Consider the following 26,508-nt stretch of genomic DNA (forward strand, 5'->3'; position numbering starts at 1 on the left):
ATACGCGGAGGGCTTATGGCATTAGGACCTTTTGAATTCGCCACCTCGACGAAAGAGGGCGTGACGCTTCTCGCGCGCGATGAGCCGATGGTTGTGCATGCGCAGATTCCAACCGACGTGCTCAACGATTATTTCAAGCTGACGGGAGATGGGACGAACCATCAGCGCCAAAAGCTCGTGATCGACAATCTCGACGCTTTCGGCAAGATCGCGGCCGGCAAATATGAGCGCGGCGAACTCAAATATAGAGACGGGCAAGGCACGACCGTTGCGATGGTGCGTCTGAGCCTCTTCGATCTCGAATGCTCGACCCATATCTCGCGCGACCCAAGCCATTCGCGCCTGCATTAAAACTTGATGCCGAAAAGTTGAACGTATCGCCGATGCTGGCTTTCACGCCCGCGTCGCCGATGTGTCACAGCCGCATCCAGGCCTGATCTCCGATCAATTTTCATTTCGTAAAAAATGCCTTCGCAACGGCCGCGCGAAACATTTCGGCCGTTCGCCGCGAACCTTCTTGCAAGGCTTCGTTTCTGCGCCACGCGCAAAGGCATATCCCATGAACAGCCGTCTTCAAGCACAGCTCTCCTCGGCATTGCACCTTGCCCGCGGCGGCCTTCGATTGGCCGCGCCCTTCGTCGATCTTTGGGCACGGCTTTGTCTAGCCGAAGCTTTCTTTCTGTCAGGTCTGTTGAAGGTCGGAAATTGGCCGGCGGCGCTCGAACTCGCACGCTACGAATATCCCGTGAGCTGGCTCAACGCGGAGACCGCCTCGCTGCTCGGCGCCAGCATCGAAATAGCCGGGCCGATTTTTTTAGCCGTCGGTCTGCTCACGCGACCTGCCGCGATCGCCATATTGATCCTGTCGCTTGTCATTCAATTTTCCTATCGGCAGTTGGACGTCAATCTGTTTTGGGCGGTTCTCTTTGGCTGGTATGCGGTGAATGGTGCCGGAGCCTTGTCTCTGGATCGGATGATGGCAAAAGGGCTGACGAACAGCCCCCTGCCATTGGCACCGCAGATTATCGCCGCGGCGGCATGGTGTGGACGGCGCGTCGGTCCTTGGTACGCGCTGGCGATGCGGCTTTGGTTGGCGGCTGCGGTCATCGGCCTATCAGTGTCGCCCGCTTGGTTTCCCGTCGCGACCCTGTCCTCCCTACCGGGACCCATTGCGTGGCCAACAGCTTTCCTGCTCGTCATCGGCGCAGCGACGCCGCTGGTCGCCGGGCTGTTGCTGCTAAGCCTCTCCGGAATGTGGATGATGGGGGCAGCCGAGACCGCGAGCTTTTACGCGGCGCTTCTCTTCGCCATGCTGCTGGTTTTCGGTGCCGGACGGCTCTCCGTTGATCGCCTGATCTTCGACCATTTGCGCCGACCAGTGCCAAGGCCCGATGACGGCGAACCGCATGTCGTAATCGTCGGCGCCGGATTTGGCGGCATGGCATGCGCTGCCAAATTGCGGAGCGAACGCGTACGGATCACGCTCATCGATCGCCGCAATTATCACTTGTTCCAACCCTTGCTCTACCAAGTCGCAACCGCGAGCCTGTCGCCCGCTGATATAGCCGCACCAATTCGCGCCGTCTTCCGGGATGATGCCCGCGTGAGCGTGATCCGCGCGACAGTCACCGGGGTCGATCCCGCCAAGCAGATGGTCATCACCGATGGACGTACATTCAGCTACGACTATTTGGTGCTTGCGACCGGCGCCAGCCATGGTTATTTCGGCAATGATCGCTGGGCGCCGCATGCGCCCGGTCTCAAATTTATCGAAGATGCGCTCGCCATGCGCGGCCGGATTCTGGCCGCCTTCGAACAGGCGGAAACCACCGACGATGAGGCCGAGCGCCGTCGCCTTCTGACCTTTCTCATTTGCGGCGGCGGCCCGACCGGCGTCGAACTCGCGGGCGCGATCGCCGAACTCGCACGTCACGGCTTGGAGCGAGAATTCCGCCGTTTCGAACCGGCGACCGCGCGCATCATCCTGGTCCAGGCCGCACCGCGAATCTTGCCGACCTTTCCGGAAAGCCTGTCGGCGCATGCGCAGCAATCATTGGAGCATCTCGGCGTCGAAGTGATGCTCAATAGCCGCGTCGAAGAGATCGATCCGGCGGGCGCCGTGGTCACCGGCCAACGGATTCCAGCGGCGACAGTGCTCTGGGCGGCAGGCGTCGTCGCCTCGCCCGCCGCGGCTTGGCTCGACCAGCCGACTGATCAGGCCGGACGTCTCAAGGTCTCCGAAAATCTCTCCGTTCCCGCATGGCCGAATATATTCGGGATCGGTGACACGGCCTTGGCGCTGGCGTGGAACGGCGCGCCCGTGCCGGGCCTCGCTCCAGCCGCCAAACAGGCTGGAACCTATGTCGCGTCGGTCATTCGCGCGCGCATTCTTGGCTATAAGCCGCCGCCTCCCTTCCGCTACAAGCACCGCGGAAGCTTGGCGACCATTGGACGGCAGGCGGCCGTTGCCGATTTCGGCAGGATCAGGCTTTCCGGCGCCATTGCATGGTGGTTATGGGGCGCCGTCCACATCTCTTTTTTGGCAGGCGTTCGCAATCGAATCTCGGTGGTGGTGGGATGGATCTGGTCCTATCTCACCTACCGGGTCGGCGTGCGGTTGATCACCGGCGATGTACCTACCAGCCGCCTGCCCTAGCCGGCCGTGCTCTTCTTGGCGCGCTCGATCGAGGCAAGCACGATGTCGCGGGCTTCCTCGCATGATCCCCAGCGCAGGATCTTCACCCATTTGTTGGGTTCGAGATCCTTATAATGGGTGAAGAAATGCTCGATCTGCTGCAAGGTGATTTCCGGCAGATCCGTGTAATTCTGAATGCCTTCGTAGCGTCTCGTGAGTTTGGCGGAAGGCACCGCGAGAATTTTCTCGTCCTGCCCGGCTTCGTCCTGCATGAGCAGCACGCCGACGACCCGGCAGCTCATGATCGCGCCCGGAATGATGGCGCGCGTATTGGCGACGATAACGTCGCAAGGATCGCCGTCATCCGACAAAGTATGCGGGATGAATCCATAATTTCCGGGGTAGCGCATCGCCGTATAAAGGAACCGGTCGACGACGAGCGCGCCGGCCTTCTTGTCCATTTCATATTTGATGGGCTCGCCGCCGATCGGAACTTCAATGACAACATTGACGTCATGGGGCGGATTTGCGCCGATGGAGACGGCGTCGAGATCCATGTTGAACTCCGCGATTGGAAGGCCGCTGATGGACTGAAGACAGCCCAAGGCCTTGGACGTGAAAGGAGGGTATAAGGCAAGACAAATGGCTGCGTGGATCAACCTTTATTCGAAAGCAAAGGCAACACGCTCGCGCGTTTCTCCACCGAAACGTTCCTGGGTTTGGCGGACGATTTTGCCGCCGAGCTTGCGGTAGAAACCCATCGCCCTGTCATTATCCGCCAAAGCCCAGACTACGGTCGAACCATAGCCGTGGTCGGCAAGATCCTGAAGGGCCACCTCGAACAATCTTTTGCCGAAGCCGAGGCCCTGAAACTCAGGAGCAAGGTAAAGTTCGAAAATCTCTCCGGCATAAGGCATGGAACGAAGCCGGTTGCGCCCATAGCTCGCATAGCCCGCGATCGTCTCATCGAAATCGAGGACCACGAGCCGCGATCCCCGCTTGATGGCCGAGAGCCACCAATGCGGGCCGCGCCGCGCGACCATCTTCTCCAGCTCGCGGCCGGGGATGACGCCGAGATAGGCCTCGCGCCAAGCAGCGTCATGGACCTCCGCGATGCCTTCGGCATCGGTCTCGCGTGCTGTCCTGATCGTTACGAGCGTCTTGACCATGAGCTGATGTTAGGACTGCTTCGTCCAAACCCGCAAGAGTTTCTTGCGTCACACTTTGGTTTAAACGGCCAGGATTTGGCGTCAAAACGCGAGACGGATCGTCGCGCCTCCAAAGCGCGCGTAAAGAACATGCAAATTTCGTTACTTTAGTACCATCACGCCTGCGACTTGAGCATGACGCAGGAAAGGCGCAAAATTTTTTAAAGACAACATCATGGCCCGATGCCGGCAGACATGCGCCGGAGTTTTCTTTTCAATGTGAAATAATTGCAATGCGAATAGAGGACACTTGAGCAACCGATGATCGCCACAAAGACGAAAGCTTCGGTCTCTTCGACCGAATCGCTTGCCATGATCGGGCGGCTTTTTGCCGATCATGCGCGCGCCCATGTTGCGGCCTATCTCGTCTCGGTCCTGCTCATGGCGGTGGCCGCCGCGGCGACCGCGCTATCAGCCTTTCTGCTAAAGCCCGTGCTTAACTACATGTCGGCGCCCGACGGCTTTGCCGAGCTCAAACTTCTGTCGCTTGCGATCGCCGGTCTGTTTTTGCTGCGCGGCGCCGCGACCTACGGCTATCTCGTGCTTCTCGCCCGGACCGGCAATAGAATCGTGGCGAGCGTTCAGACGCGCCTCTTCGCGCATTTGATTTACCAAGATCTTCGATTTCTCCAAAACAACCGGTCCGGCGACTTCCTGGCGCGTCTTTCGATCGCCGCCAATGGCATCAGGGACACGTTGCAGGTGCTGATCACGAGCGCCGGCCGCGACGCGCTGACTTTGTTCGGACTCGTGATCGTCATGATCGTGCAGGACCCGGCGCTCTCCCTCGTCGCGCTCGCTTTGATGCCGGTCGGCGCCTATTGGCTCGGCCGGCTGATTCAACGCGTGCGCACCTTCGCGCGGCGGTCCTTCGACGGCACGGCAAAGATCATGTTTGCCATGCAGGAGGCCATGCTCGGGATCCGGGTCGTCAAGAGCTTCGGCCTTGAAGCGCTCATGATCAAGCGCATGACGGGCGCGGTCGAAGAGGTCGTGACGGCGGCGAGCCGCATGGCCGCGGGCATGGCGATTTCGAGCCCGATCGCCGATATATTCGGCGGTCTGGCCATCGCGTCCGTCATTCTTTACGGAGGCTGGCGCGTGAGGACTGGCGGCGCCGACGCGGGATCTTTCTTTTCCTTCATCGCCGCGCTTTTGATGGCCTATGAGCCAGCCAAGCGACTGGCGAAACTCCATCTCGAAATTCAAAACGGTCTCGTCAGCGCCAAACTCGTCTACGATCTCCTCGACGAAGAAGCACCCGAAGCGCGTCAATCGGGACGCCCGCCGCTGAACGTAGGCAAGGGCCGCATCGCCTTCGAAAAAGTCCATTTCGCCTATCGTCCGGACGAACCCGTGCTGGATCAATTGGACTTCGTCGCCATACCGCAAGCGACGACCGCGCTCGTCGGCGTGTCGGGTTGCGGCAAGTCGACCATGATCCATCTGATGCAGCGTTTCTTCGATCCCTCCGCAGGCCGGATTACGATCGACGGACAGAATATAGCCGATATCGATCTCGCCTCGCTGCGCTCGAAGATCGCAACCGTCAGCCAGGACGTGTTTTTATTCCATGCGACCATTGCCGAAAATATCGCGCTCGGCCGCGCCGGCGCCACGCAAGATGAGATCGTCACCGCGGCGAAACAGGCCAATGCGCATGAGTTCATCCTGTCTTTCGCGGACGGCTACGACACGAATGTTGGCGAACTCGGGACACAACTGTCGGCAGGCCAGCGCCAGCGCATTTCGATCGCCCGTGCGATTTTGAAAGATGCGCCGATCCTTTTGCTCGACGAACCGACGGCATCGCTCGATGCCGAATCCGAGCGCGAGGTTCAAAAAGCGCTCGATCACTTGCGCCGCGGCCGCACGACCGTGGTCGTCGCGCATCGGCTGCAGACGATCATCGATGCCGCTTGCATTTGCGTCATCGAATCCGGCCGCGTCAGCGAATCGGGCACCCATGCCGAGCTGATCGAAAGGGGCGGTCTTTATGCGGCCTTCTTCGAAAACGGCATCAAAACCGTCCCCGTCACGCCTTAAGATATATGCTCGATTTGCTCGGCTTCGACAGTCTGCGCAAGGAGCCGTTTGCCGCGATGCGAGCCTTTGACAAGGCAGGCAAAGGCAAGCGTATCGACGGCAACGAGCGTCACCCACCAGATCTGTTCCGTCGCCAGGCCGAAGACCGCGATGGTCAATCCAGCCACGAGGCCCGCAATAAGCGCCGGCGCGACATTGGCGGGCGTGCGGCCGGCCGCGGAAAAAGCGAAAAGAATGAGAGCCGCGAAAGCCCAGGCGCCGACGATTCCAAGATCGTACCAGATCTCGAACATGAGGCTTGTCGGAGTTTCGGCCGGAAGATAGCCCATGGTCACGCCGCCCGCCGCCATGACAAGGCCATGCCCGGTGATGACGCGCGGCCATTCATTCGCCATCAGATCCGCCCAGACGATCATCGGCGACGCCAAGCTCTCCGCGAAGCCAGTTGCATTGACGAGAAATCGCGTGAGGAATGCCCAAACCGGCGCCGCCGCAAAGAGTGCCGCGAAAACCACCGCCGCGACGCGCGCCGTCCAGACTGGCTGAGACATCGCGCCGGCGAAAGTCAAGGCGCCGATGGCCATGGCCATCAGGGAAATCCGCGCCCAGGCGCCGATGACGGCGACAGCGACGAGGATCGCAAGCGCGCCGGCCGTCATCCAGCGCTCGCGCAGACTCAAGACGCCGAGCGCCGGCCAGATCAAAAGCACGAGGGTGATGACCGAGCGCTGCAAAAGCGAGGTTTCGATATCGGAGCCGCCTTTGAAATTGGCGACGCCCACCAGAATCAGGATAAGGGTCGCAAGCACCGTGGCGAAAAGCCCGATCGGGATGAGATTGAGATTGGACACTTTGGTCCGATCCGGCAGGCAAGAGGCGGCGAGTGCCACGAGCAGGCCAAGGCCAAAGGTCTTGAAGAAACGTTCGCCCGCGGGCAATGGGAAGACCGTCCAAGCCAGGGACAGACAAGACCAGAAGGCGATGAAAAGCGCGAGCGCTCCCAGCGGAGACCGCAGCGCCTGAAGCAAACGCGCAACGCCATTATCTCCGCGCAGCACCGCCGCGATCAGGATGAGCACCGCGCCGACCGGCATCAGAGAATAAAGCGCCTGAATCGAAAACAGCCCGGCGCAAGGCGTGACGATCACGAGAACCGCGAGACCCAGCCGATTGAGGAGCTTGGCCGCCTCAGCGGCCGGGTCGTCGAAAGAACGGCTGACTGCGGACATGTCGGCATGATCTCAATGCGAGGCGAAAACGCCCGGCAACCTTTCAGAACTCATATTAACCTTCATAAGTTCGTCCGGCTGTGTGGCTTCAGCCACAGTTTCGAACCGAATGGCGCCCCTGTCTCCGCGCCATTTCGTCACCGCCCTTCAGGTCTAGCTGGCCGCGATGGAATTTCCGCCGTCGATGATGATCGTCTGGCCCGTCACGAATTGGCCTGCCGGCGAGGCCAGGAAAACGGCGGCGCCCGCGATATCCTCCGGCATGCCGATGCGGCGCAGCGGCGTATGCTGGAGCGTTGCCTGATAGATCGCCGGATCGCTCCAAAGCGCCCGCGCGAAATCCGTGTGGACAAGTCCCGGCGCGATGCAATTGGCTCTGATGTTACGCGCGCCCCATTCGACGGCGATATTGCGGGCGAGCTGCTGCTCGGCGGCTTTCGAAAGCGCATAGACACCCAATCTGTCGTGGCCCCGAAAGCCGGCGATCGAGGATATGATGATGATCGATCCGCCGCCATGTTCGGCCATATGTGGAAGCACATCGGCACAAAGCCGGAAATGGCTGCGCAGATTGACGGCCATCGTCTTGTCGAAATCGGCGTCGGAAATTTCGGCGCTCGGCCCGAAATGCGGATTGATCGATGCACAGCAGACGAGGATGTCGATGCGGCCCCACCGGCGCAAGGCCGTCTCGACCAAGGCTTTGAGCGCGGCTTGATCGGCGATATCGCAAGCCTGCGTCAGAGCCTCCCCGCCTTGCGCCTTGATCTGATCGGCGACCTCCTCGCAGGCTGCAAGCTTCCGGCTCGAGACAACGATCTTCGCGCCATGCTCGGCCATGCGAAGGGCAATGGCGCGGCCGATGCCGCGGCTCGAGCCGGTGATTAAGGCCACTTTGCCGGTGAGATCGAAAAGCGTCACGGCATGCCTGCGGATAAAAGCTGTTTAAAGGACAAGGCGAACCTTCTGTGCCAATTCCTCGTGCGTGAAAGGCTTGACGAGAAGCTCGACGCCTTCGTCCAGACGGTCATTGTGCATGATGGCCTGGCGCGCATAGCCACTTGCAAAAAGCGTCTTGAGATCGGGCCGCAAGATCAAAGCCTGCTTGGCGAGTTCGCGCCCGTTCAGTCCCGGAAGGCCTATATCCGTCAAAAGCAGGATTATGGTTTGATCCCGCCGCAAAATATCGAGCGCTTCCGTTGCATTCCGGGCTTCGCGCACGGCATGGCCGAGATCGATCAAAATCTCGACCATATAGGCGCGCACGTCGTCCTCGTCTTCGACCACAAGAATCACGCTGCCCGCATCGGCTTTGGTCTTTTCGGCCAAGGACGCAGGTCTTAACACGGCGGGCTCATCGGCCACCGCGCGCGGCAGATAGATTCTAACCGTGGTGCCATGTCCAAGTTCGCTTTCAAGCGCGGCTTTCCCGCCGGTCTGCTTCAGAAAGCCATAGACTTGGCTCAAGCCCAATCCAGTGCCTTGCCCGATGGGTTTCGTGGTGAAGAAAGGCTCGAAGACCCTGTCGAGCACGTGCTTGGCTATGCCTTTGCCCGTGTCGCTGATCGAAACAAGTACATAACCACCGCTCTCTATGTCCAATTGCGCGGAGGTCTCGGCATCGACCACGACGTTATGGGCTTCGATCAGCAGCCGGCCTTTGCCTTCCATGGCGTCGCGCGCATTGATCGCAATATTGAGGATCGCATTGTCGAGCTGATTGACATCGACGAAGGCTCGCCAGAGGCCATCTGCAACCATGGTCTTGATCTCGATGTTCTCGCCGAGCGTGCGGCAGAGAAGCTCCAGCATGGAGTCCAAAAGCTGCACGATATCCGTGGGTTTCGGGTCGAGCGGCTGGCGCCGCGAAAAGGCAAGCAGATGCTGGGTCAGCATCGCGCCGCGCTTGGCGGCTTCGAAAGCGCTCTTCGCCCAGCGCGGCAGACGCGGATCGGCACTGCCTATATGCTTTATCAAAAGTTCGAGATTGCCCATCACGGCCGTCAGAAGATTGTTGAAATCATGCGCGATGCCGCCGGTGAGCTGGCCGATGGCTTCGAGCTTCTGGGCCTGGCGCAATTGTTCTTCGACCTCGATCCGCGCCGCCTCGGCCGCGCCGCGCTGCTGCATCGCAATATGCAAAGCCTCATAGGCCGCGAACTGCCGCGCGAGCAGCCAGAGGCTCAAAATAACCGCGGTGATACAGAGAATGGCACTCGCAACGATGAGCGTCGCGACATGCCGCCAATCTTTCAATATTTCGTCGAAGGTCTGCCCCACGGTCACGACGACGGGGAATTGTTTCGCGGTAATGGTCGCGAAAAGCCGCGCCAGACCATCACCGGAAGAATGTTCGACGCTATAGGTCTGCGGGACGCCAAGATGCGGCCGCCCGGCGATGACATTGCTTCTAAAGCTGCGCGCGCCGCCGACCACAGGCGGATAGCGGGCGAGAAGCGTACCGTCCTCGCGCCACAGGGCGACGGCGGCGCCATCGCCGATTTCAAGCGCCTTATAAAGGTTTTCGAAATAGCCGACATCGATCGAACCGCGGATCAAGCCGAGGAATGTCCCGTCGGGCGCGCTCACCCGCCTTACGAGAAACATGCTCCATGTCTGCGCCCCGCGCGTCGGCGCAAGATCGGCGAGAAAGGGCGCGTCTGCCGGAGCCCCGCGCATCGCTTCGAAATAATCCCGGCCGGACACATTGATCGCGGGGTTCAAGTCGTCGCGCGATGAATTGATGAGATGCCCGTCCGCACCGATCAGCGCGACGGCCTGGATCTGCGGAATGCCGGTGATCTTCGAACGCAAAAGCTCGTGCGTCTCCTGGCCGCTTTGGGTGCGCACATAATCCTCGACAGTCGTTACACCATCGGCTGCGATTTTCTCCTGCAGATTGCGCAAGACGAGATCGACGCTTTGCAAGGCGCGTTCGGTTTCCTCGACAAGAAGGACGTCGAGCGTGATCAATTCGCGCTTCGCGGCGCGGATTTCCTGGGTGCGCAACTGCCAAATCACCAATGCCGTCGCGGCGCATAGCGCCAAGACGACCACGACACCGGCCAGAAGCAGGATGCGGCGCGGCCGGACGGCCAGGGGACGTCCGTCGATCCGTTCGGGTTCCGAGCCAATGGGCACGTGTCTTTGGTCCGCCTTTTATGGCTGCCGCTTTGGGCATGACCTCAACACTAGAGCAAGTTGTCAAGTCTGCAACGCTCAACCGGCTCCAGGATCGACTTTGCCGCCGCGTTTGGCTTTGCTGGAAAAAAGGCCGGAGCCCGGCGTCGCCGCCTCGTTAATAAGATCGGCGCGGGCATGCGGCCCTTCCGCCGGCCATTCGGTCTCGCTGCGCGTTTGCGGCGCGGCAGCCGGTTTTCGCGCGGGCGCCCCCCGCGGCGGGACTGATCTCGCAGCTTTCGCCTTGTCCATGAGCTTTACCATGCGGCCCTCCTCGCGTTGGTCCACTGTAACAACTAAGCGAGACAGACTTGGTTGCGCGATTGCCTCAAAACGCAGCCATCAGCGCGGCGCGATAGAGGAGGTGATATCCCACTCTTCAGGGCGGCCTTCGGGCACGAAAGCGCCGTCCTCGCGCATGCTGCCGCGCGCCGGCGGCTGAGGCGCCGGCGCATAGGCCGAAGACTGCGGCGGCCGGGTCGAAGACGTATAGGCGGGCGCCGTATAGGCCGGCGGCAGGCTGGCGACGGGGCTTCCCGGCCCTGCGTGCAAAGCCATGGCCGGCTGCGGCGCACGGCCTTGTGCGATATCGGTTTCGTCGTCGATCGCAGGCGCCTCGGGCAGCCCGTCGCTCGGCGGCGCGGGCAAGGTCATCTGCGGCGCCGGTTTGCAGATGCGGCGGGCGCCCGTCGATGTGTTGCCGTGCATCGCGAGATCGACATGAATATGATTGTAGTGAAACACGTTCGAGCCCGGCGCGAGCACCGTCGTGAAATGCGTGCAGGCGCCCGCCTGCACGTCGCGCAAAAAGGCCTGGGTCTGATCGTCGCCGCGCGTCCAGTCGCGCACGATCGAAATCTCGCGCCCATCGGCGAGCCTGAAACCGCCGATGTCGATAGCATTGCCGAAGGCATGTTCGGAAACCGGCGCGCCATATTGATTGTTCATGCTGCGACAGGAATAGGCGCCCATCGAATTGATCTCGACGACGCGCTGGCCGAACCGCGCCTGCGCCAAGGGCTGCACCACGTCGGCGAGCCAGGCGTCAAGTTCGGCGATCATCGGACAGCCGAGCAAAGCCGTCGAATTCAGTGCGACCTCGCCGTTTTGCAGGGCCGTCACCTTGAACGGATGATAGAGGCCGCAAATGCCCGGCCCGTCGATCTCGCGCGACGGTTGCAGATAGGCCGAGACATGGACGAGGTTTTGCGACAGACATGCGTTTTCAGCTTGGCCGCGCCAGGCAGGACGCTGAGCCGACTGATAATTGGAGCAGCCGGCAAGTCCGAGGACCAGAGCTGCCACCGCATATGGCAAAACGCGACGCGCCATTGGCGCAATTTGTGCGGAATTCTTTAAGGCGCGCTAAACCATCGGGGTTAACGCATTCCAAATTCCAAAACTGCCAAATACGAAGATCGAAGGCATGGCCAAAATCGAGATCACCGAAAGACAGGCCATAGATGACGGCGAACTCGTCTTCTCGACCGTGCGCGCCAGCGGGCCGGGGGGTCAGAACGTCAATAAGGTCGAGACCGCCGTCGAATTGCGCTTCGACGTCTGGGCTTCGCCTTCGCTTGATGATGAAACCAAGCGGCGGCTTTCGCGTCTTGCCGGTAGCCGGTTAACGGGCGACGGCGTGCTGGTGCTTTTCGCGCAAAGGTTCCGGACCCAGAACCGCAATAAGGAAGATGCGATCGCCCGGCTGGTCGCGCTGATCGCGAAAGCTTTGGAACGGGAAAAGCCGCGCGTCAAAACAAGGCCGACACTCGCCTCGCGCAAGCGCCGCGTCGACAGCAAGGTGAAACACGGCGCAACGAAGCGGTTGCGGCAGAGCCGGGAGGATTGATCTACGGCTCTTCCGCCGCTTTGAGTTCTTGCCGGCACACCTGTTCCAAGGCAGGAAGATCATCCCGTGCCAGCTTCCATAGGATAGGCGCCGCGATGCTTTCGTAATCGTGGCGCAGTACATTGCCGATGCCAGCCACTTTCTGCCAAGGAATTTCCGGGTGACGGGCTTTCAACTCATCTGTGAGATGACGGCTCGCCTCAGAAATAATCTCGATACCGCGCTCCACCAGCCATTGGCGCTGCCAATCGGCTTCGAAAGCGTCGATAGGTGTATTTGCCAGCACGTCGCGAATGCGCTCAATGGCCTCTACGATATCCGTCAACCGCGGGATGAGCGCGCGCGCAGCCACTAAAACACGCGGATGGCTGTATCTTCGATCCGCCGCCGCAAGGTCTTGTGAAGGCTGTCGCGCGTCATAATATCGGTCTTGCGATCGAGAATGCGGGCCGCGTAGTCCTTGACATCCATCAATTCAAAAAGGCCGAGCTTACCTTTTTCGTAGTCGAAAAATAGGTCGATGTCGGAATCGGCTTTGGCCTCGCCGCGCGCTGTCGAGCCGAACATATAAAGACGTTCGACGCCCAGCCGCTTCAAATCGGCTTCGTGATATCGCAATCGGCTAATGGCTTCATCGCGTTCCATAAATTAAATATAGCACAAACAGGAAGCCGATTTCCACCGCCGTCCCGATTCCATTGATCGCGCAGGGCCAGAACGAGAGTTTTTTAAACTCACAGCCCAAATATCGCCGCGTGCAGCAGTCGCCCCGGCGCAAGCGTAAAGACACCAGCGATCAGAAGTCCCGAGAAGGTCGAGACCATCGTGATCGCATGCGCTTTAATCTGACCGCGCCGCCGCAGCCAGACCGCCGCCGGCAGCGAGATCAAAGTGATGATCGAGAGAATATGGATCGGGCTGTAATGGCCGGGCCAGATCGACGTGATCGCAAAGGACGATAAAGCCACGGCGAGCATCACGCCTATCCACGCCCAACCGATCCATCGATGCGCAAGCGTTCCCTTGCGCATCACGAGCACCGCCGATCCGAGGCCCAGGGCCAAAACCGCCGCCGCCAGATGAAACTGAATGGCGGCGGACGAAGCCAGGATCGGCGCGAGACTCATGCGCCGACCCACTTTCTTTCACCGCATAATCTGATCCAAAAAGTCTGCAACTTTTTGGGATTAGGCCGTAGGTGCATCGCTCGGCGGCTGCTGCCAGTTGCGGCGGGCATTCATGAAGCGATCGAATTCTTCGCGATCCTTGGCGCGGCGCAGATTTTCCATGAAGTCTCCGAATTCGCGCTCGGCGGCGACGAGCTTCTGACGCTCCTCTTCAAGCCTTGCGAGTTCGGCGCCACGCCATTCGTCGAAGGCGGCATTGCCGGACGAACGCGGGCCGAAGCCTGAAAAGCGCGAGGCACCGCAGCCCCATTCAGCTTTATGAGCCATGGCCCATTCCCGCTTCGCCTGCCACTTCTCCTGAATGAATGTCGACAGATCGCCTTCGTAATCATGTTTGCGCTGCCAGACCTTCCAGAGCACGATCGCAAGGCCGACCGGCCAGAAGAACACGAAGCCCAAAATCATCGCGACGATCTCGATCGGCCGCCAGCGGAAGCTGCCGCAGCCATGGCGATGATGACGCGGCGGCTCTTGATCATAAGATTGCTGGTACGGTCCGGAATAAGCACTCATGGCTCTCTCCTGTGTCGCCGCCGTGATCGTAATCGCAGCGGCTCAATGTAAATGTTATAGACATTAACATTCCAAAAGTCGAGATGCCGGACCCTGCCAAGGAAAAAGTTGATCGGCTTTCGAGTCCCGCCGGCCTCGCCTCGATGCGCTTAGCAATGCACTTGCTTTCGCAGCGCGTTTTCGACCAGTGCCTCGGCGGCACGATCGAGAACCAAGGCCGGATCGTCGCCGCGCGCGGGATCGAGATGGCCGGCGAGCGACAGCATGGCGACCCCATGCGACAGAGACCAAAGCTCGAAGGCCAATTGGCGCGCCTCGGCGGAATTCTGGCCGATCTTGCCGAGAACGGCATCGGTCGCCCGATGCAGCCCGTCGAGCGCCAGTGCCGCCACGCCGCCCCAGGCAGGCGACACGGGCGTGCGCGTATTGACGAACATTGCGGCATAAAGGCCGGGCTCGCTGCGCGCGAAAGCAAGATAGGCGGAGCCCATCCGCCGCAAGGCCTGACGCGGATCGGGGCGCCCTTCGTCCCAGGCGCCGGCCAGGCGCTGGCCGAAAAGCTCGAACCCCCGACGCGCCAATTCGCCCATGAGATCATTGCGGTCGGCAAAATGCCGGTAGGGCGCCGCCGACGTCACGCCGACGCGTTTGGCGGCCTCGGCCAGCGTAAACCCGGCCGGACCGCGCTCGGCGACAAGCAGTCGCGCCGCCTCGATCAGCGCATCCTTCAGGCTGCCGTGGTGGTAACTGGTTTTAGGGCCGCAGCCGAAAAGGGGATTTTTGGGTCTCATGGCGCAATGATAAGCCGGCTCGCCCGGCTTTGCGACGTCCCATTGCCGCCTACCTTCGTGTTCCAGAACACATTGCCGACAGTTGGCCGACAGTTGGCAATGCGGGCACCTTTGCGCTTTTGCGAAAGCCATCCCATATTCTGCGCGTCCGGCCCTTTCGTTGGGCCTGTTCAAAAGAGAGTTCCATGTCCCTTCGTCATATGTCGATGATCCTTGGCCTTGCCGCCGCGCTGGCGCTCGGCATGACCGGAGACACATTCGCGCGCGCGGGCTCCGGCGGTTCCTTCGGCAGCCGCGGATCGAGCACGTTCAGCGCGCCGCCCTCGACCAGCCTGTCGCCGCGCGGCGCTTCGCCGATCGATCGCTCCATGTCTTCGCCGAATTCCAGCGTTTTCCGGCCGAATACGCTCGGAAACACCGGCGGATTTTTCGGTGGGGGGTTCGGCCGCGGCCTTCTCGGCGGTTTTCTGGGTGCCGGGCTCTTCGGGCTCCTGTTCGGCCATGGCCTCTTCGGCGGCATGGGCGGCGGCAGCTCGATCCTCGGTCTTTTGATCCAGATCGGCCTTTTGTTCCTGGTCGTGAAACTGGCCCTGAACTTCTTCCGCAGCCGGCAGCCCGGCTTCGCGGGATCGGGTTCGAGCTTTACGCCCGCGGGCAGTTCGGGCGGCGCGCCCTTCTCGGGCTTCGGCGGCGGCAGCTCCGCCCCGCGTGAAAAAATCCAGATCCAACCGGCCGATTTCAACACGTTCGAGCAGCGCTTGAGCGAGATTGAGACCGCCTTCGGTCAGGAGAACTTCGAAGCCTTGCGGCATCTCATGACGCCCGAAATGGTCTCCTATTTCTCCGAGCAATTGGCGGAGAATGCGAGCAAGGGCCTCGTCAACAAGGTCGGCGCGCCGAAGCTTCTGCAAGGCGATCTGGCCGAGGCGTGGCGCGAAGGCGGAAGCGAATATGCCACCGTCGCGATGCACTTTCAGCTCACCGACTGGATGGTCGAGCGCTCGACCGGCCGGATTGTCTCGGGCGATCCGAGCCGGCCGGATGATGCGACCGAAGTCTGGACCTTCGTGCGCCCGGCCGGCGGCTCGCCGGTGGATTGGAAGCTCTCGGCGCTCCAGCAAGCTTGATCTCATCCGCAGATTCTAAAAGAGCGCACGCTCGAAAAGGCGTGCGCTCTTCTTTTTGCGCCTGCCCGATTTTCGCCTTCTAGTTTAAGAAAGGTAAACCCTTCAGGAGGCGCAAGCCTTGGACGAGCGGACGCGCGATTTGGAAACGCCACTTGGGCCCCCGCCACTTGGGCCCACGCCACTTGGGCCCGCGCCGCGAGAGCCCGCGAAAGACGGCCTCACACCGCCGCTCAAAGCCGCGATAAGGCGCGCCCGCGTCGAAGAGGCGGAACATTCCGAAGTGCTCGCCGAGTTGCGCGGCGCCGAACTCGCCCGCCTCGAAATGTTGCAGGAGGCGCTTGAGCCCGTACTCGCGGAAGTGCCGCAAGATGTCGATCTCTTCGATGTCGGCGTGACGCCGGGTGCGCATCCGCGCCTCTTCATCGACATGATCGGCTTTGTCGAAATGGGCCGCGACCGCCGCCTCTATCGCTTTTTGCAGGATACACGGCATGGCCGCGTAAAACTCGCCGAAAGCGAAAAGATCGAGACCATGGTCAAAGCGGTCACGGATTATATCGCGCGACGTCTCGTCGAACGCGAGAAGGCGCTCGCCGCCGATACGATGTCCGAGGCGGCGCCGCAGGCCTCAGAGCCACCCGTTGCAAACGCCGTGGTGCCTGCCCCCGCCGCGGCTCCGAAGACGCGGAAGTCGCGTCAGGACTTCCGCCAGATCCTCGGTTTCACCATCGATCTTTTAGGATCGATGGCGCTTTTCACGCTTGTCGCGGCAGGTGCCTATTATCTTCTGACGCTATTCGCGGCCTGGTCGGCGCTGCATCATCACTGAAAGCACAATCCTGCCTTACGGCCACTCGGGCTTATGCTCCTCGCCGCCAGCCGGATGCGGTGGTTGCGGATGCGGCGCGGCAGCGGGCATGTGCGGCTCGGCCTGCGGGTGCGGCTGCATCTGAGGCTGCGGGTGCGGCTCCGCGCGAGGCGGTTCCGCGCGGGGCGGTTCCGCATGAGGGGCCTCACGCGGCTCCATCGGACGCGGCGGTTCGGCATGCTGCATTTCATTGCGCGGCCCGGCCGGGCGCTGCGGCTCGACAGGGTGCTGCTGTGGCTCGGCATGCGGAGGTTCAGCGTGCGGAGGTTCGGCACGGGGCGCCTGCTCGACCGGTCTCGGCTCATTGCCATGCTGAGTGCCATGCTCGGGCGCAAGCCCCGGTTCATGCGGCGCAACGGCGTTCGGCCGCTCCTCCGGGCCATGCCCTTCGTTAGGACCCCGCCCTTCATTGGGTCCATGCCCCTCTGCAGGTCTTGCGCCGGGCGCACCATGCGGCTCGGGCCCAGGCGCAGCGCCCGGCTTTCCATGAGGGATGTCCTGTCCTTGCGGACGGCTCCCCGCACTCTGCGCCGAGACGACGCCATTGCCCTTGAACTCGTTCGGACGCGAAGTCGCCGCGACAGGCGGACGTCCCTTGTTCTCCGTCTCGCGCAGCGCCGGGTCATGACTTGCGGTCTGCACATGCTGCCGTTGCATCGGCGTCGGATCGACGTGCTGCTCGTGCGCGAAGCTCAATTGCTGCGGCGTCGGCCGCACGTTGAGACCGCCCTGTCCACCGTTGAAGCTGATGCGCGGTCCGCGTTCCTCGACGACAACGTTCTTCGAATAGACGTTCTCGATGTTGACGTTGACGATATTGTTGACGGTGCGGTTATAGAAGAAATGGTCGTGCTCCCAATAGCCGCCTTCATAGCCAAAGCCGGTGTAGCCGTAGCCATAGGCGACGCCGCCGTAGAAGCCGACATGCTCTCCCCAATAGCCGGGGATGAATTGGTAGGAGCCGCCTTCAAACGCCCAATAGCCGGGCGTCCACAAAAGCCCCGGCCGCGGCGCCAGAACCCAGGTGCCCGGCACCCAATAATAGCCATAGGCGTCGTCATAGGACCAATAGCCCGGCGTCCATAGCCATTCCTCTGGTCCCGGAATCGGCGGTTGCTCGTAGATCGGGAGCGGCGGCGGAGGGAGTTCGGCCGCAATGACGATCTGCGCTTGCGCGGCAGGGCTCATGGCGGAAATGGCGCAAGTGCCAAGGAAGATCGAAAGCAAAGTAGAGCGGATCAGGCGCATCGAAGCTCTTTTCAAATGAACATGCCTCACCGCGGCGCGCGCGATGCAGCTTGATGAAAGCCTATGGCACCTAAATGTGACGTGAATTGTGGGTTCATCCGCAAGTCATGTGCAAACGCGCAAAGAGGTATCGCTATATGTATCTGAGGCCGCCGCGATATGGCCGCGCTAGAAAACGATCTCGCCCAGGTCGCCGATGTCTTTGGTGCCCGGCAAGAGGCCACGCGCGCGCCCCTTGATCGTAAAGGCGCCCGCGCGGCCTTCGATCGCAAAGAGATTATAGCCGGCGCGATGATCGGGCGTGCCGCCGACGGCCGAGCCCGACGCGACGCCGATCACCGGAACAGATCTGCTCGGGCCTTCGATGCGTGCGGTCTGCAGTTTATGATTGTGACCGTGGATCACGAGCTCCGCGCCGGTCCGTTTGATCATGCGTTCGAAGTCATAAGCGTCCGACAGCGCGCGGCCGATGGGAGCGCCGCCGCGATGCGGCGGATGATGGATCATGACGACGCGCGCCAAGCCGCGCTCCGCCGCGCTCTGTAGCAGCCTCTCGCAGGCTTTGATCTGTCCGTAGCCGAGCCGCCCGGAGGCAATGAAAGGCGCGGTCGCGATCCCCGACGTCACGCCGATCAGCGCGACCTCGCCTTTGACGCGCATATAGGGATAGGCGTGGCTCGTATCGCGCTCGCCTTCCGTCCAGGGCGCGAAGGTCTCATCGATGGCGGCGATCGCACTTTGCACATAGGCATCGTGATTGCCCGGCACGAAGCTCACCATATCGCCGGAGCCGAGGGTTTCGAGCCAGGTGCGGCCCAAAGGAAACTCCTCGGGCAAAGCGATATTCATGATGTCGCCGGTCATCGCGATATGATCGGGCGTCTGCGCCTTGAGATCGGCGACGAGGCGCGACAGCACTTCCATATCGTGGATATGCGCCCTTGCGCGCACCCAGTTCAGATAGCCGGTCAGCCGCTTGCCGATGAGATCGACGGGGCGCGGCTGCGGCAAAGGGCCGAGATGCACATCGGAGACATGGGCGAGGAGGAAGGTCACGATCGAGTTTTACGCCACAACGCCTGAGCCAGCGATAAGAGCCCACGGACTTTTCCGGCTTGATGCTTTCGAAGAACGACAGGGCAGCGCGAGAGAAATCTAGCCTAAAGTCTTATAGCTAACTTCTTCAACACGTTGGCCGCTTCTGTGAGCGGGTAAGGGCCAGCTAAAACTCCATATCCTAGGGCCACGGGCAACTGCGAAGGCTTTACCTTGATATCCAGCTTATAAATCAATGTCTCTAGGACCGCTCGCACCTGTGAATAGACGTCACTTTTATAAAAATCAGCTTCTTCTTTGTTCAGGATTTTCATTTCATCACTCATTTTAACGAACGCATCATGTCTTTCAGTTTCAGTATGGCTTGCTCGGCTATTGTTCATCCATGCCGAAGTGATATCGTTTTTTTTATTTTCATATGACGCCTCAAGCGATACCAATTTTTCGGCTAGCATATCAGTTTTGCGTCGTAACTCATCCACCGATAGGTTGGAAATTAAGTTAGCACTTGGGATGATAAAACTCTCCTTAGATGGGTCTATCGTAAGATTGTCTCGGGCTTTTAAATTCGAAACATCCTTCGCATCGACAGCTGTATCTAGTCCGATGGAAACGTTCCCTGATAGATCAATATTTGATCCCCCCGTTATCTTTATCCCTGTGCTTCCGCGAGGGGGGTCAAGCGAAGGTTGTTGTGCACCGGTTGGCATCGCACCAGAATTGCTTGAAGGTGTTTGCGCCGCTGCTTCGCCGTCCTTACTTTTTATCCAGTGAAACGCAGCTGGGATCGCGGCCAGTATAAAGCCGCCCATTAAGGCGCCAACCACACCTCGTATCATCCAGTTGGCTTCTGTAATCATAGCCCAAGCACCCCATCTCGCGGTACAAATCAATAATGCTATCCAGATTAGTAATCTTGCGAGCCGAATTTCTTTTATCGACAGCGCAGTCATAGCCAACGCCGCACAAAAAATGAGGGCGGAAATCCAATCAGCCGCAGTGAACAAATCTGCCATGAACGTAATAAGTGACTCTAGTCACCACGATTCGCAACAGCGGTAGTTTCTACAGCCGATATTAAAGGCTGCTGCGCCGCAACTAGCGACTATTAAAAGAAACCATTGCGTTGCAATCCGGTCCAGACCCCTTTTACGAGACCCCGGATAGGCTCAAGACGCTCCGATCAAAATGCCGGTCGCAAGCACGATCAGGCCGCCGAGCACGATCTGGAAGACGGCCTTCAGGAAAGGCGTGTCCATATAGCGCGCGCGGACCCAAGCAATCACCCAAAGCTCGATGAAAACCACCGTGCCGGCTATGCCGGTCGCGATCCAAAAAGCGTTGTGCAGGGAATCCGGCACGAGATAGGGCAAAGTATGGCCAAGACCGCCGAGCGTCGTCATCAGACCGGTGACGGCGCCGCGCAAGACCGGCGAGCCACGCCCGGTGATCGAGCCGTCGTCGGAAAGCGCCTCGGCGAATGCCATGCTGATGCCGGCGCCGAGCGAAGCCGCGAGACCGACGAGAAAGGTCTGCCAATTGCTGTGCGTCGCGAAGGCCGCCGCGAACAAGGGACCCAGAGTCGAGACGGATCCATCCATCAGGCCCGCGAGGCCCGGCTGCACATATTGCAGCACGAACATGCGGGTGCGCGCCTTGTCTTCCTTTTCGCGAACGTCGGGCGGAAGCGCCTGGGTCTCGAGTTCGATCGCGAGCTGTTCGTGGCCGCGTTCCGCCACTGCGAGTTCGCGCAGGAGCTGGCGCACCTTGTCGTCCGTCGCGCGCTGGGCACATTTCGTATAGAAGGCCGCGGTTTCGGCCTCGCGGATTTCGGCTTCCATGCGCACTTTGCTCAAGGGCAGGTTGCGGGTGAGCCAGATCGGCGGGCGCTTGATGAATCCCTTGATGTCGGAGGCGCGGATCGGCAGCAATTGCTTGCCGAATTTTTCTTCGTAAAGCTTCAGAAGCGCGTCGTGATGATAGACTTCGACTTGCGCCATATCCGTAAACAGCTTGGCCGTGGCTGGATAGCGTTCCTTCAGATCCTCGGCAAAAGCCATATAGACGCGGTTGTCGTCTTCCTCGGATGATATGGCGACCGAAAGGATTTCACGCTCGGTGAGCTGTTCGAGACTTTTCACCCTTCATTCTCCGGATGTCTGATAGGCTTTTAGTTTTGAATGCTTCTAAACAGGCTATGAGCCTGACGCAACTGCGAAGGCTTGCCGCATCGCCCAAGGCCTGGCTGGAAGGCGCCGTCCGCCTGCGTCAGCGTCTCATGCAGCCTGTTGGCCTCGGCGTCCGCGGTATCGTCATTGACCCGGACGGCCGGGTTTTGCTGGTGCGGCACACCTATCTTGAGGGCTGGTATCTGCCCGGCGGCGGCATAGAACCCGGCGAAACGCTGAGCGCATGTCTTGCCCGCGAATTGGCCGAGGAAGCGCATATCGCGATCGATGCGCCGCCTCTGCTGCATGGCATTTTCCTGCAGCGGCGGGGCTGGCGCAGCCATCATGTGGCTTGCTATGTGGTGCGCGGCTTCCACCAAACCGCGCCGCGCTTACCCGATTGGGAGATCGCTGAGATCGGCTTTTTCAGCCCCGATGCCTTGCCGGACGGAACGAGCCCGGCGACTCGGGCAAGGCTCCGCGAGGTTTGGGAGAACCTGCCGCCGTCTCATATATGGTAAGGCGAATCGTATGCGTTAATGGCCTTGGAAGATAAGCATCAAATCATGGTGCGCTAACCTTCTCCCTGTGGGAGAAGGTGCCCCGTGAAACGGGGCGGATGAGGGGTTACAATCTCCTTTGATTGCCCGATCGTAACCCCTCACCCGGTCGGCCCCGCCGACCACCCTCTCCCAATGGGAGAGGGTTCCGTCTACCCTGAGTTCATGACCGATCTTTCCCTCGTCCTTGTGCCGCAGACGCCAGCCGATCTTGCCGCCATCGAGAAACTCGATGAGCGCGCTTTCGGCCCCGGCCGTTTTGCGCGTTCCGCCTATCGTCTGCGCGAGCGCGTCGCGCCGGACTATGCGCTGTCATTCGTGGCCCGCGTCGGAACGCTGCTTGTCGGTGCCAATCGCATGACGCGCATCCGCTGCGGCGAGACGCCGGCGCTTCTATTGGGACCGCTCACGGTCGAACCCGCCTTCCGCTCGGGCGGCATCGGCGAGGCGCTGGTCATGAAATCGCTCGAAGCCGCCAAGGCCAATGGCCATGGCCTCGTCCTGCTCGTCGGCGACATGCCCTATTATGGGCGCATGGGATTCAAACCCGTGCCGCCCGGAAGGCTGATTTTTCCGGGCCCCGTCGATCCTGAACGGCTTCTTTATTGCGAATTGACCGAAGACGCCTTCGACGGCGTGAGGGGCAAAGTGCTTCGGGCATAATGCCCGTCGATGGCCGCGATCTCTTGTTTTTTTAGCGTGAGCTTGTGAGTGTGCGAAACGATTGATTGAAGTTGGATCAGGAGAGATCGCTTGACTAGGATGAAAGTCCAGATCGCCGTCGCCATGCTGATGATGTCCACTGGCCTCACCCCTACTATGGCCGACGAAAGCCCGCTTGGGTCGATCTGGCGACAGGGCGTGACAGACAAGACCGTCTGGATTGTCGGAACGCTCCGCTCGCCCGCCGATCTCGATCAATTATCGGCTGCGGAAGCCCATCCCGAAAGTCACGACGGCGATCAAAAAAAACCGCTCCAGGAGTCGTTTTTCCGTTTCGAGGCGCAATGTTCCGACACCGATTTCTCCGTCGGCGTGAAAGCGAATGCCATCCCGCAGGAACGCCCGGTGATGCAAAGCGAGTCGCCCTATGGCTTTGAGGATTCGCCGCTCAGAGAGGCCAGCATTGTCGTCAATGGGGAATCCTCTCTCAATCTGCATTATCTTTGGGGCACGATCAGCGGCGTGAGCAGCGGCGCGGAGCAACGTCTCAGCCTCGCCGGCTCCGTCTACCGGTTTTTAAAACAGATCAGCCTGCCGCCCAAAAGCACGATCAGGATTTTTACGCCCAAAGGCACTGACACCTACGTGTTGGACGGCTCCTATCAAGCGAAGACGAATAATGAGGCCATTGCTGGGTTCAAGCGCCTATGCGCGGAAGCGGCAAGCAACTGGCATTGACGCGCGAGCGCCGCGGACAATCACCCCTTCCGCAGCCCCGCGTTCCTCCGCCCCTCGACCGCCCATGTTCCGAGCAGGCTCGCGAGCAAGAAGAGCAGGCCCAAGAATCCGATGGCGAGCGGCGCGACGCCGACGCCCTTCACTTCGCTCGTACCCGTCCGCTTGATCGCGGCATAATCCGGGCCGCCATAGACCGGGCTTTCGCGCATGGCGACCAACCGCGGCAAAGCGATATCGCCAGTCGCGTCGGTCGCGATTCGCCGCACCGTGCCGCCCGTCGCCTCGGCGAGCGGTTTCAGCTTATCGGGCGTCGAGACGACTTCCTGGAACTCGCGCGGATTCTCGGGGCCGACGTTTGCCAGCACGGAGAGCTGGCCATCGGTCAGCCGATAAAGCCCGATCTCATCCGTCTTCACGCGTGCGCGGGACAATCCCGGCTCGGCAGGGCTCAGCGTCACCGTCTCCTGCTTGCCGGAGGGCGCCGTGACTTTGACGGGCGGGACTTGATCTTTCAGGCTCTGGCGCTCGATGACGAGATCATGGCCTTCGACTGTGGCGCGCAAAGCTTCTTCTTCGAGGTCCGGCTCTTTCATCAGCCAATGCGCGAGCCGGCGCGACAGATCGAGATGCGGGCCGCCGCCCTCGAAGCCGCGCGCCCAGAGCCACATCTGATCGGTGAGGAGAAGCGCGACGCGGCCCTTGCCTTCGCGCGACAGCACGAGCAGCGGCTTACCGTCCGCGCCGGACAAGACGCTCGTGCCGCGCGCGACGTCCGCATTGACCTGCCGGAACCATTGGCTCCAGGCGGGCGGATTTTGATCCGCCCCCGCAAGGCCGCGCGTCACCGGATGTTTCGCGCCATCGGACGTCACGACGGCGCGGAACGCATGTTCGGTCAGGCTGCCGTCGGGCCGTGCCGGCGCGATGCGGCCGAGCGGCGAATAGAACAGGCCTTCGGGCCGCGCGAAATCCGGCCCGGCGGCGAAGAGCAACGCGCCGCCATCGCGGACATAGCGCACGATATTGTCGAGATAGATTGTCGGCAGCACGCTCTGATTCGAATAGCGGTCGAAGATGATCAGGTCGAAATCGGTGATCTTGCGGCCGAAGAGATCGGCCGTCGGGAAAGCGATCAGCGAGAGTTCGTTGATCGGCGTGCCGTCCTGCTTCTCCGGCGGCCGCAGAATGGTGAAATGCACCAATTCGACATTGGCGTCCGACTTCAGAAGATTGCGCCACATGCGCTCGCCCTGATGCGGTTCGCCGGAGACGAGCAGAACTTTGAGCTTGTCGCGCACGCCGTCGATCGACAGCACGGCCTTATTGTTGATGGCCGTCAGTTCATCCGGCAAGGCATCGACTTCGATCTCGACGACATTCTGCCCGCCATGTTCGATCCGCACCGGAATGCGGATACGTTCGCCCGGATGCGCCGTGACATTGGCGATCGGGTTGCCGTCGCGGCGCACGTGCAGCACGACCGGCTCACCCTTGCTGCCGGTGTCGTCGACGCGCAGCTCGATCGTCTGGTCCTTGCCGACAATGCCGAAACGCGGCGCATCCAGAAGCTCGATGCGGCGGTCGCGCTCGCCTTCATGGCCGGTGATCAGGGCATGCAGGGGCGCTTTGATGCCGAGCGCTTCGACATCTTTCGGAATGTCGTGCACGACGCCGTCGGTGATCATGAAGACGCCGCCGACGCGTTCGGCCGGAACGTCGGCGAGGCCGGTATTCAGGGCCGAGAAGAGCTGCGTCCCGTCGCTGTCGGCATCCGTGCGGCCGCTCTCGATGACGCGGACGTCGACATGGCCCAAGGCATCGAGACTTTTTTCAAGCGCCGCTTTCGCCTTTTCCGTCTGCTGCGGCCGTTCGCCGATGGTCTGGCTGCCGCTGCGATCGACGACAATGGCGACCACATCCTTCAGTGGCTCGCGATCCTCGCGCACGATGGCGGGATCGGCCAAGGCCAGCAGCAGAAGCGCAAAGCCGACAGCTCGCAGAAACGTGCCGCGCCGGCGCGCATAAAAGCCAAGCCCGACGACGATCAGCGCGCAAATCCCCAGCACCGCGAAAAGCGGCAGGGGCAGAAGCGGCGTGAAGGACAGGTTGAAATCGTTCATTTGGATTATTCGTCCAATCCTCTCCTACGGAAGAGGGTTAAGCGAGCGGAATCTTAATATTGGCGCTTAAGCGCCGAATACGGCTTTCCTTCGTCTAAGTCTCGTTAAATAACTTCCACATAGAGAAAAGCACCCATTTCCAAGAAGGGCTTGCAACAATCTCGGCCACCGTTCATTTTAAAACCATGGCCGTACCGATCGATCACGCCCGAGAGAGCTTTCAGACAGACGCTAGCGCTCTTGCCAATCTCTCCGAAAGATCCCGCGAGATCTTCCGGCGCATTGTCGAATCTTATCTGGAGCGCGGCGAGCCGGTGGGCTCGCGCCATTTGTCGCGGCTTTTGCCCATGGCGCTCTCGCCAGCCTCCGTCCGCAACGTCATGCAGGATCTCGAAGAGCTTGGGCTGATCTATGCGCCGCATACGAGCGCCGGCCGCCTGCCGACCGAGCTGGGCTTGCGGTTCTTCGTCGATGCCTTGCTTGAACTCGGCGATATAGGCAAGGACGAACGCGAGCGCATCGATGCGCAGGTCAAGGCCGCCTCGCACGAGCCGACCATGGAAGGCGTCCTCGGCGAGGCGGTCACCATGCTGTCGGGCCTGACCCGCAGCGCCGGCATCGTGGTGACGAGCAAGGACAATATCCGCCTCAAACATATCGAGTTCCTGCAGCTCGAGCCCGAACGCGGCCTCGCCATTCTGGTCGGCGAAGACGGCTCGGTCGAAAATCGCATCGTGCCCATTCCGCATGGTCTGCCGCCCTCGGCGCTGATCGAGGCCGGAAATTATCTCAATGCCCGCATCCGGGGCCGGACGCTCACCGAGGTCAAAATCGAGATCGAGGCATCGCGTCAGGCGGCCGAATCGGAACTCGGCGAGTTAACCACACGGCTCATCGCGACCGGCCTCGCGAGCTGGAGCGAATATGCCGCCGGACATGCGCCGCAGCTCATCGTGCGCGGCCAGGCGAACCTGCTCGAGGATCTGAACGCGATCGAAGATCTCGAACGGATAAGGCTTCTCTTCGCCGATCTCGAAACCAAGAAAGACGTGATCGATCTTTTGAGCCGCGCCGAAGGCGGCGAAGGCGTGCGTATTTTCATCGGCTCGGAAAACAAGCTTTTTTCCCTGTCGGGATCGTCGATGATTGCGGCGCCTTTCCATGATCCGCAGCAGCGCATCGTCGGCGTACTCGGCGTCATCGGCCCAACGCGGCTGAATTATGCGCGCATCGTCCCCATGGTCGCCTATACGTCGAAAGTCGTCGCAAGGCTGATGCAGGGGCGCTAGAGCGCGGATTCGATAACTTGGTGTGACCTCAAA

27 protein-coding genes and 1 pseudogene are annotated in these 26,508 nt (G+C 60.8%); 11 read left to right on the plus strand and 17 right to left on the minus strand.

Annotated elements, in window-relative coordinates; genetic code table 11:
- Positions 1 to 15: 15 nt before the first annotated feature.
- The 3 genes and pseudogenes from A3OQ_RS0101635 (at position 16) to A3OQ_RS25255 (ending at position 2,656) form a co-directional block, all read left to right on the plus strand.
- On the plus strand, positions 16 to 351 hold the full coding sequence (locus A3OQ_RS0101635) for a hypothetical protein (RefSeq protein WP_020173607.1): 336 nt from the start codon (positions 16 to 18) through the stop codon (positions 349 to 351).
- Positions 352 to 559: 208 nt separating this feature from the next.
- A pseudogene (locus tag A3OQ_RS25250) lies at positions 560 to 874 on the plus strand (DoxX family protein); the annotation flags it as partial.
- A 504-nt stretch (positions 875 to 1,378) separates the two neighbouring features.
- Complete coding sequence (locus A3OQ_RS25255) at positions 1,379 to 2,656, plus strand: NAD(P)/FAD-dependent oxidoreductase (RefSeq protein WP_341872090.1); 1,278 nt, start codon at positions 1,379 to 1,381, stop codon at positions 2,654 to 2,656.
- On the opposite strand, the gene ppa is transcribed toward A3OQ_RS25255, so the two are convergent.
- Both ppa and A3OQ_RS0101650 read right to left on the minus strand, forming a co-directional pair.
- Positions 2,653 to 3,192 carry an inorganic diphosphatase gene (gene ppa, locus A3OQ_RS0101645; protein ID WP_026595378.1) on the minus strand — a complete coding sequence of 180 codons (540 nt, stop codon included), beginning with the start codon at positions 3,190 to 3,192 and terminating at the stop codon, positions 2,653 to 2,655. The two genes, A3OQ_RS25255 and ppa, sit on opposite strands and share 4 nt — an antisense overlap.
- A gap of 105 nt (positions 3,193 to 3,297) precedes the next feature.
- Positions 3,298 to 3,804 carry a GNAT family N-acetyltransferase gene (locus A3OQ_RS0101650; RefSeq protein ID WP_020173610.1) on the minus strand — a complete coding sequence of 169 codons (507 nt, stop codon included), beginning with the start codon at positions 3,802 to 3,804 and terminating at the stop codon, positions 3,298 to 3,300.
- Between the two features lie 300 nt (positions 3,805 to 4,104).
- On the opposite strand from A3OQ_RS0101650, the gene A3OQ_RS21100 reads away from it, so the two are divergent.
- A complete protein-coding gene (locus A3OQ_RS21100) occupies positions 4,105 to 5,889 on the plus strand; it encodes an ABC transporter ATP-binding protein (RefSeq protein WP_083931446.1) in 1,785 nt (594 codons plus the stop codon).
- Here A3OQ_RS21100 and A3OQ_RS21105 read toward each other — a convergent pair.
- The 5 genes from A3OQ_RS21105 to A3OQ_RS0101680 all read right to left on the minus strand — a co-directional run bounded on the left by A3OQ_RS21105 (position 5,886) and on the right by A3OQ_RS0101680 (position 11,630).
- A complete protein-coding gene (locus A3OQ_RS21105) occupies positions 5,886 to 7,118 on the minus strand; it encodes a hypothetical protein (RefSeq protein WP_020173613.1) in 1,233 nt (410 codons plus the stop codon). The two genes, A3OQ_RS21100 and A3OQ_RS21105, sit on opposite strands and share 4 nt — an antisense overlap.
- A gap of 153 nt (positions 7,119 to 7,271) precedes the next feature.
- The gene (locus A3OQ_RS0101665; RefSeq protein ID WP_020173614.1) at positions 7,272 to 8,039 is read right to left on the minus strand and encodes an SDR family NAD(P)-dependent oxidoreductase; all 768 of its coding nucleotides are present in this window, start codon (positions 8,037 to 8,039) and stop codon (positions 7,272 to 7,274) included.
- 24 nt (positions 8,040 to 8,063) lie between these two features.
- Positions 8,064 to 10,259, minus strand: a complete 2,196-nt coding sequence (locus A3OQ_RS0101670) for a hybrid sensor histidine kinase/response regulator (protein ID WP_020173615.1) — start codon at positions 10,257 to 10,259, stop codon at positions 8,064 to 8,066.
- Between the two features lie 78 nt (positions 10,260 to 10,337).
- Positions 10,338 to 10,562, minus strand: coding sequence for a hypothetical protein (locus A3OQ_RS0101675; protein ID WP_020173616.1), 225 nt, complete (start codon positions 10,560 to 10,562; stop codon positions 10,338 to 10,340).
- A 78-nt stretch (positions 10,563 to 10,640) separates the two neighbouring features.
- The gene (locus A3OQ_RS0101680; RefSeq protein ID WP_020173617.1) at positions 10,641 to 11,630 is read right to left on the minus strand and encodes an extensin-like domain-containing protein; all 990 of its coding nucleotides are present in this window, start codon (positions 11,628 to 11,630) and stop codon (positions 10,641 to 10,643) included.
- Positions 11,631 to 11,724: 94 nt separating this feature from the next.
- Here A3OQ_RS0101680 and arfB point away from each other — a divergent pair, with 94 nt between their 5' ends.
- Positions 11,725 to 12,147 (plus strand): alternative ribosome rescue aminoacyl-tRNA hydrolase ArfB, encoded by a 423-nt coding sequence (arfB, locus tag A3OQ_RS0101685; RefSeq protein ID WP_020173618.1) that lies wholly within the window; start codon positions 11,725 to 11,727, stop codon positions 12,145 to 12,147.
- Position 12,148: 1 nt separating this feature from the next.
- Here arfB and A3OQ_RS0101690 read toward each other — a convergent pair whose 3' ends face one another.
- The 5 genes from A3OQ_RS0101690 to A3OQ_RS0101710 form a co-directional block, all read right to left on the minus strand.
- Positions 12,149 to 12,499 (minus strand): HepT-like ribonuclease domain-containing protein, encoded by a 351-nt coding sequence (locus A3OQ_RS0101690; RefSeq protein ID WP_020173619.1) that lies wholly within the window; start codon positions 12,497 to 12,499, stop codon positions 12,149 to 12,151.
- Complete coding sequence (locus A3OQ_RS0101695) at positions 12,499 to 12,765, minus strand: nucleotidyltransferase family protein (RefSeq protein WP_244427073.1); 267 nt, start codon at positions 12,763 to 12,765, stop codon at positions 12,499 to 12,501. Before A3OQ_RS0101695 ends, A3OQ_RS0101690 begins: the two co-directional genes overlap by 1 nt.
- A 116-nt stretch (positions 12,766 to 12,881) precedes the next feature.
- Positions 12,882 to 13,274: a DUF2306 domain-containing protein gene (locus A3OQ_RS0101700; RefSeq protein WP_020173621.1), complete on the minus strand. Its 393-nt coding sequence runs from the start codon at positions 13,272 to 13,274 to the stop codon at positions 12,882 to 12,884.
- 60 nt (positions 13,275 to 13,334) lie between these two features.
- Positions 13,335 to 13,847, minus strand: coding sequence for a DUF2852 domain-containing protein (locus A3OQ_RS21110; protein WP_020173622.1), 513 nt, complete (start codon positions 13,845 to 13,847; stop codon positions 13,335 to 13,337).
- Positions 13,848 to 13,996: 149 nt separating this feature from the next.
- Positions 13,997 to 14,638 (minus strand): TetR/AcrR family transcriptional regulator, encoded by a 642-nt coding sequence (locus A3OQ_RS0101710; RefSeq protein ID WP_020173623.1) that lies wholly within the window; start codon positions 14,636 to 14,638, stop codon positions 13,997 to 13,999.
- A 185-nt stretch (positions 14,639 to 14,823) separates the two neighbouring features.
- Here A3OQ_RS0101710 and A3OQ_RS0101715 point away from each other — a divergent pair, with 185 nt between their 5' ends.
- Positions 14,824 to 15,765, plus strand: coding sequence for a Tim44 domain-containing protein (locus tag A3OQ_RS0101715; RefSeq protein ID WP_026595380.1), 942 nt, complete (start codon positions 14,824 to 14,826; stop codon positions 15,763 to 15,765).
- A gap of 118 nt (positions 15,766 to 15,883) precedes the next feature.
- Positions 15,884 to 16,594, plus strand: a complete 711-nt coding sequence (locus A3OQ_RS0101720; protein ID WP_020173626.1) for a hypothetical protein — start codon at positions 15,884 to 15,886, stop codon at positions 16,592 to 16,594.
- A 15-nt stretch (positions 16,595 to 16,609) separates the two neighbouring features.
- Here A3OQ_RS0101720 and A3OQ_RS23325 read toward each other — a convergent pair whose 3' ends face one another.
- The 4 genes from A3OQ_RS23325 to mbfA form a co-directional block, all read right to left on the minus strand.
- Positions 16,610 to 17,881 (minus strand): YXWGXW repeat-containing protein, encoded by a 1,272-nt coding sequence (locus tag A3OQ_RS23325; protein ID WP_051116010.1) that lies wholly within the window; start codon positions 17,879 to 17,881, stop codon positions 16,610 to 16,612.
- Positions 17,882 to 18,049: 168 nt separating this feature from the next.
- Positions 18,050 to 18,937, minus strand: a complete 888-nt coding sequence (locus tag A3OQ_RS0101730; RefSeq protein WP_020173627.1) for a metallophosphoesterase family protein — start codon at positions 18,935 to 18,937, stop codon at positions 18,050 to 18,052.
- Between the two features lie 104 nt (positions 18,938 to 19,041).
- A complete protein-coding gene (locus A3OQ_RS0101735) occupies positions 19,042 to 19,953 on the minus strand; it encodes a hypothetical protein (protein WP_020173628.1) in 912 nt (303 codons plus the stop codon).
- A 153-nt stretch (positions 19,954 to 20,106) separates the two neighbouring features.
- Complete coding sequence (gene mbfA / locus A3OQ_RS0101740) at positions 20,107 to 21,078, minus strand: iron exporter MbfA (protein ID WP_020173629.1); 972 nt, start codon at positions 21,076 to 21,078, stop codon at positions 20,107 to 20,109.
- A gap of 56 nt (positions 21,079 to 21,134) precedes the next feature.
- On the opposite strand from mbfA, the gene A3OQ_RS0101745 reads away from it, so the two are divergent.
- The 3 genes from A3OQ_RS0101745 to A3OQ_RS0101755 all read left to right on the plus strand — a co-directional run bounded on the left by A3OQ_RS0101745 (position 21,135) and on the right by A3OQ_RS0101755 (position 23,066).
- Positions 21,135 to 21,626: an NUDIX domain-containing protein gene (locus A3OQ_RS0101745; RefSeq protein WP_020173630.1), complete on the plus strand. Its 492-nt coding sequence runs from the start codon at positions 21,135 to 21,137 to the stop codon at positions 21,624 to 21,626.
- Between the two features lie 204 nt (positions 21,627 to 21,830).
- Positions 21,831 to 22,328 carry a GNAT family N-acetyltransferase gene (locus tag A3OQ_RS0101750; protein ID WP_020173631.1) on the plus strand — a complete coding sequence of 166 codons (498 nt, stop codon included), beginning with the start codon at positions 21,831 to 21,833 and terminating at the stop codon, positions 22,326 to 22,328.
- Between the two features lie 90 nt (positions 22,329 to 22,418).
- Positions 22,419 to 23,066, plus strand: a complete 648-nt coding sequence (locus tag A3OQ_RS0101755; protein WP_152428282.1) for a hypothetical protein — start codon at positions 22,419 to 22,421, stop codon at positions 23,064 to 23,066.
- A 20-nt stretch (positions 23,067 to 23,086) separates the two neighbouring features.
- On the opposite strand, the gene A3OQ_RS0101760 is transcribed toward A3OQ_RS0101755, so the two are convergent.
- Positions 23,087 to 25,186, minus strand: coding sequence for a membrane protein (locus tag A3OQ_RS0101760; RefSeq protein ID WP_020173633.1), 2,100 nt, complete (start codon positions 25,184 to 25,186; stop codon positions 23,087 to 23,089).
- A gap of 185 nt (positions 25,187 to 25,371) precedes the next feature.
- On the opposite strand from A3OQ_RS0101760, the gene hrcA reads away from it, so the two are divergent.
- A complete protein-coding gene (hrcA, locus tag A3OQ_RS0101765) occupies positions 25,372 to 26,475 on the plus strand; it encodes a heat-inducible transcriptional repressor HrcA (RefSeq protein WP_020173634.1) in 1,104 nt (367 codons plus the stop codon).
- Positions 26,476 to 26,508 lie beyond the last annotated feature (33 nt).

Source organism: Methyloferula stellata AR4 (genome assembly GCF_000385335.1).
Lineage (GTDB): Bacteria > Pseudomonadota > Alphaproteobacteria > Rhizobiales > Beijerinckiaceae > Methyloferula > Methyloferula stellata.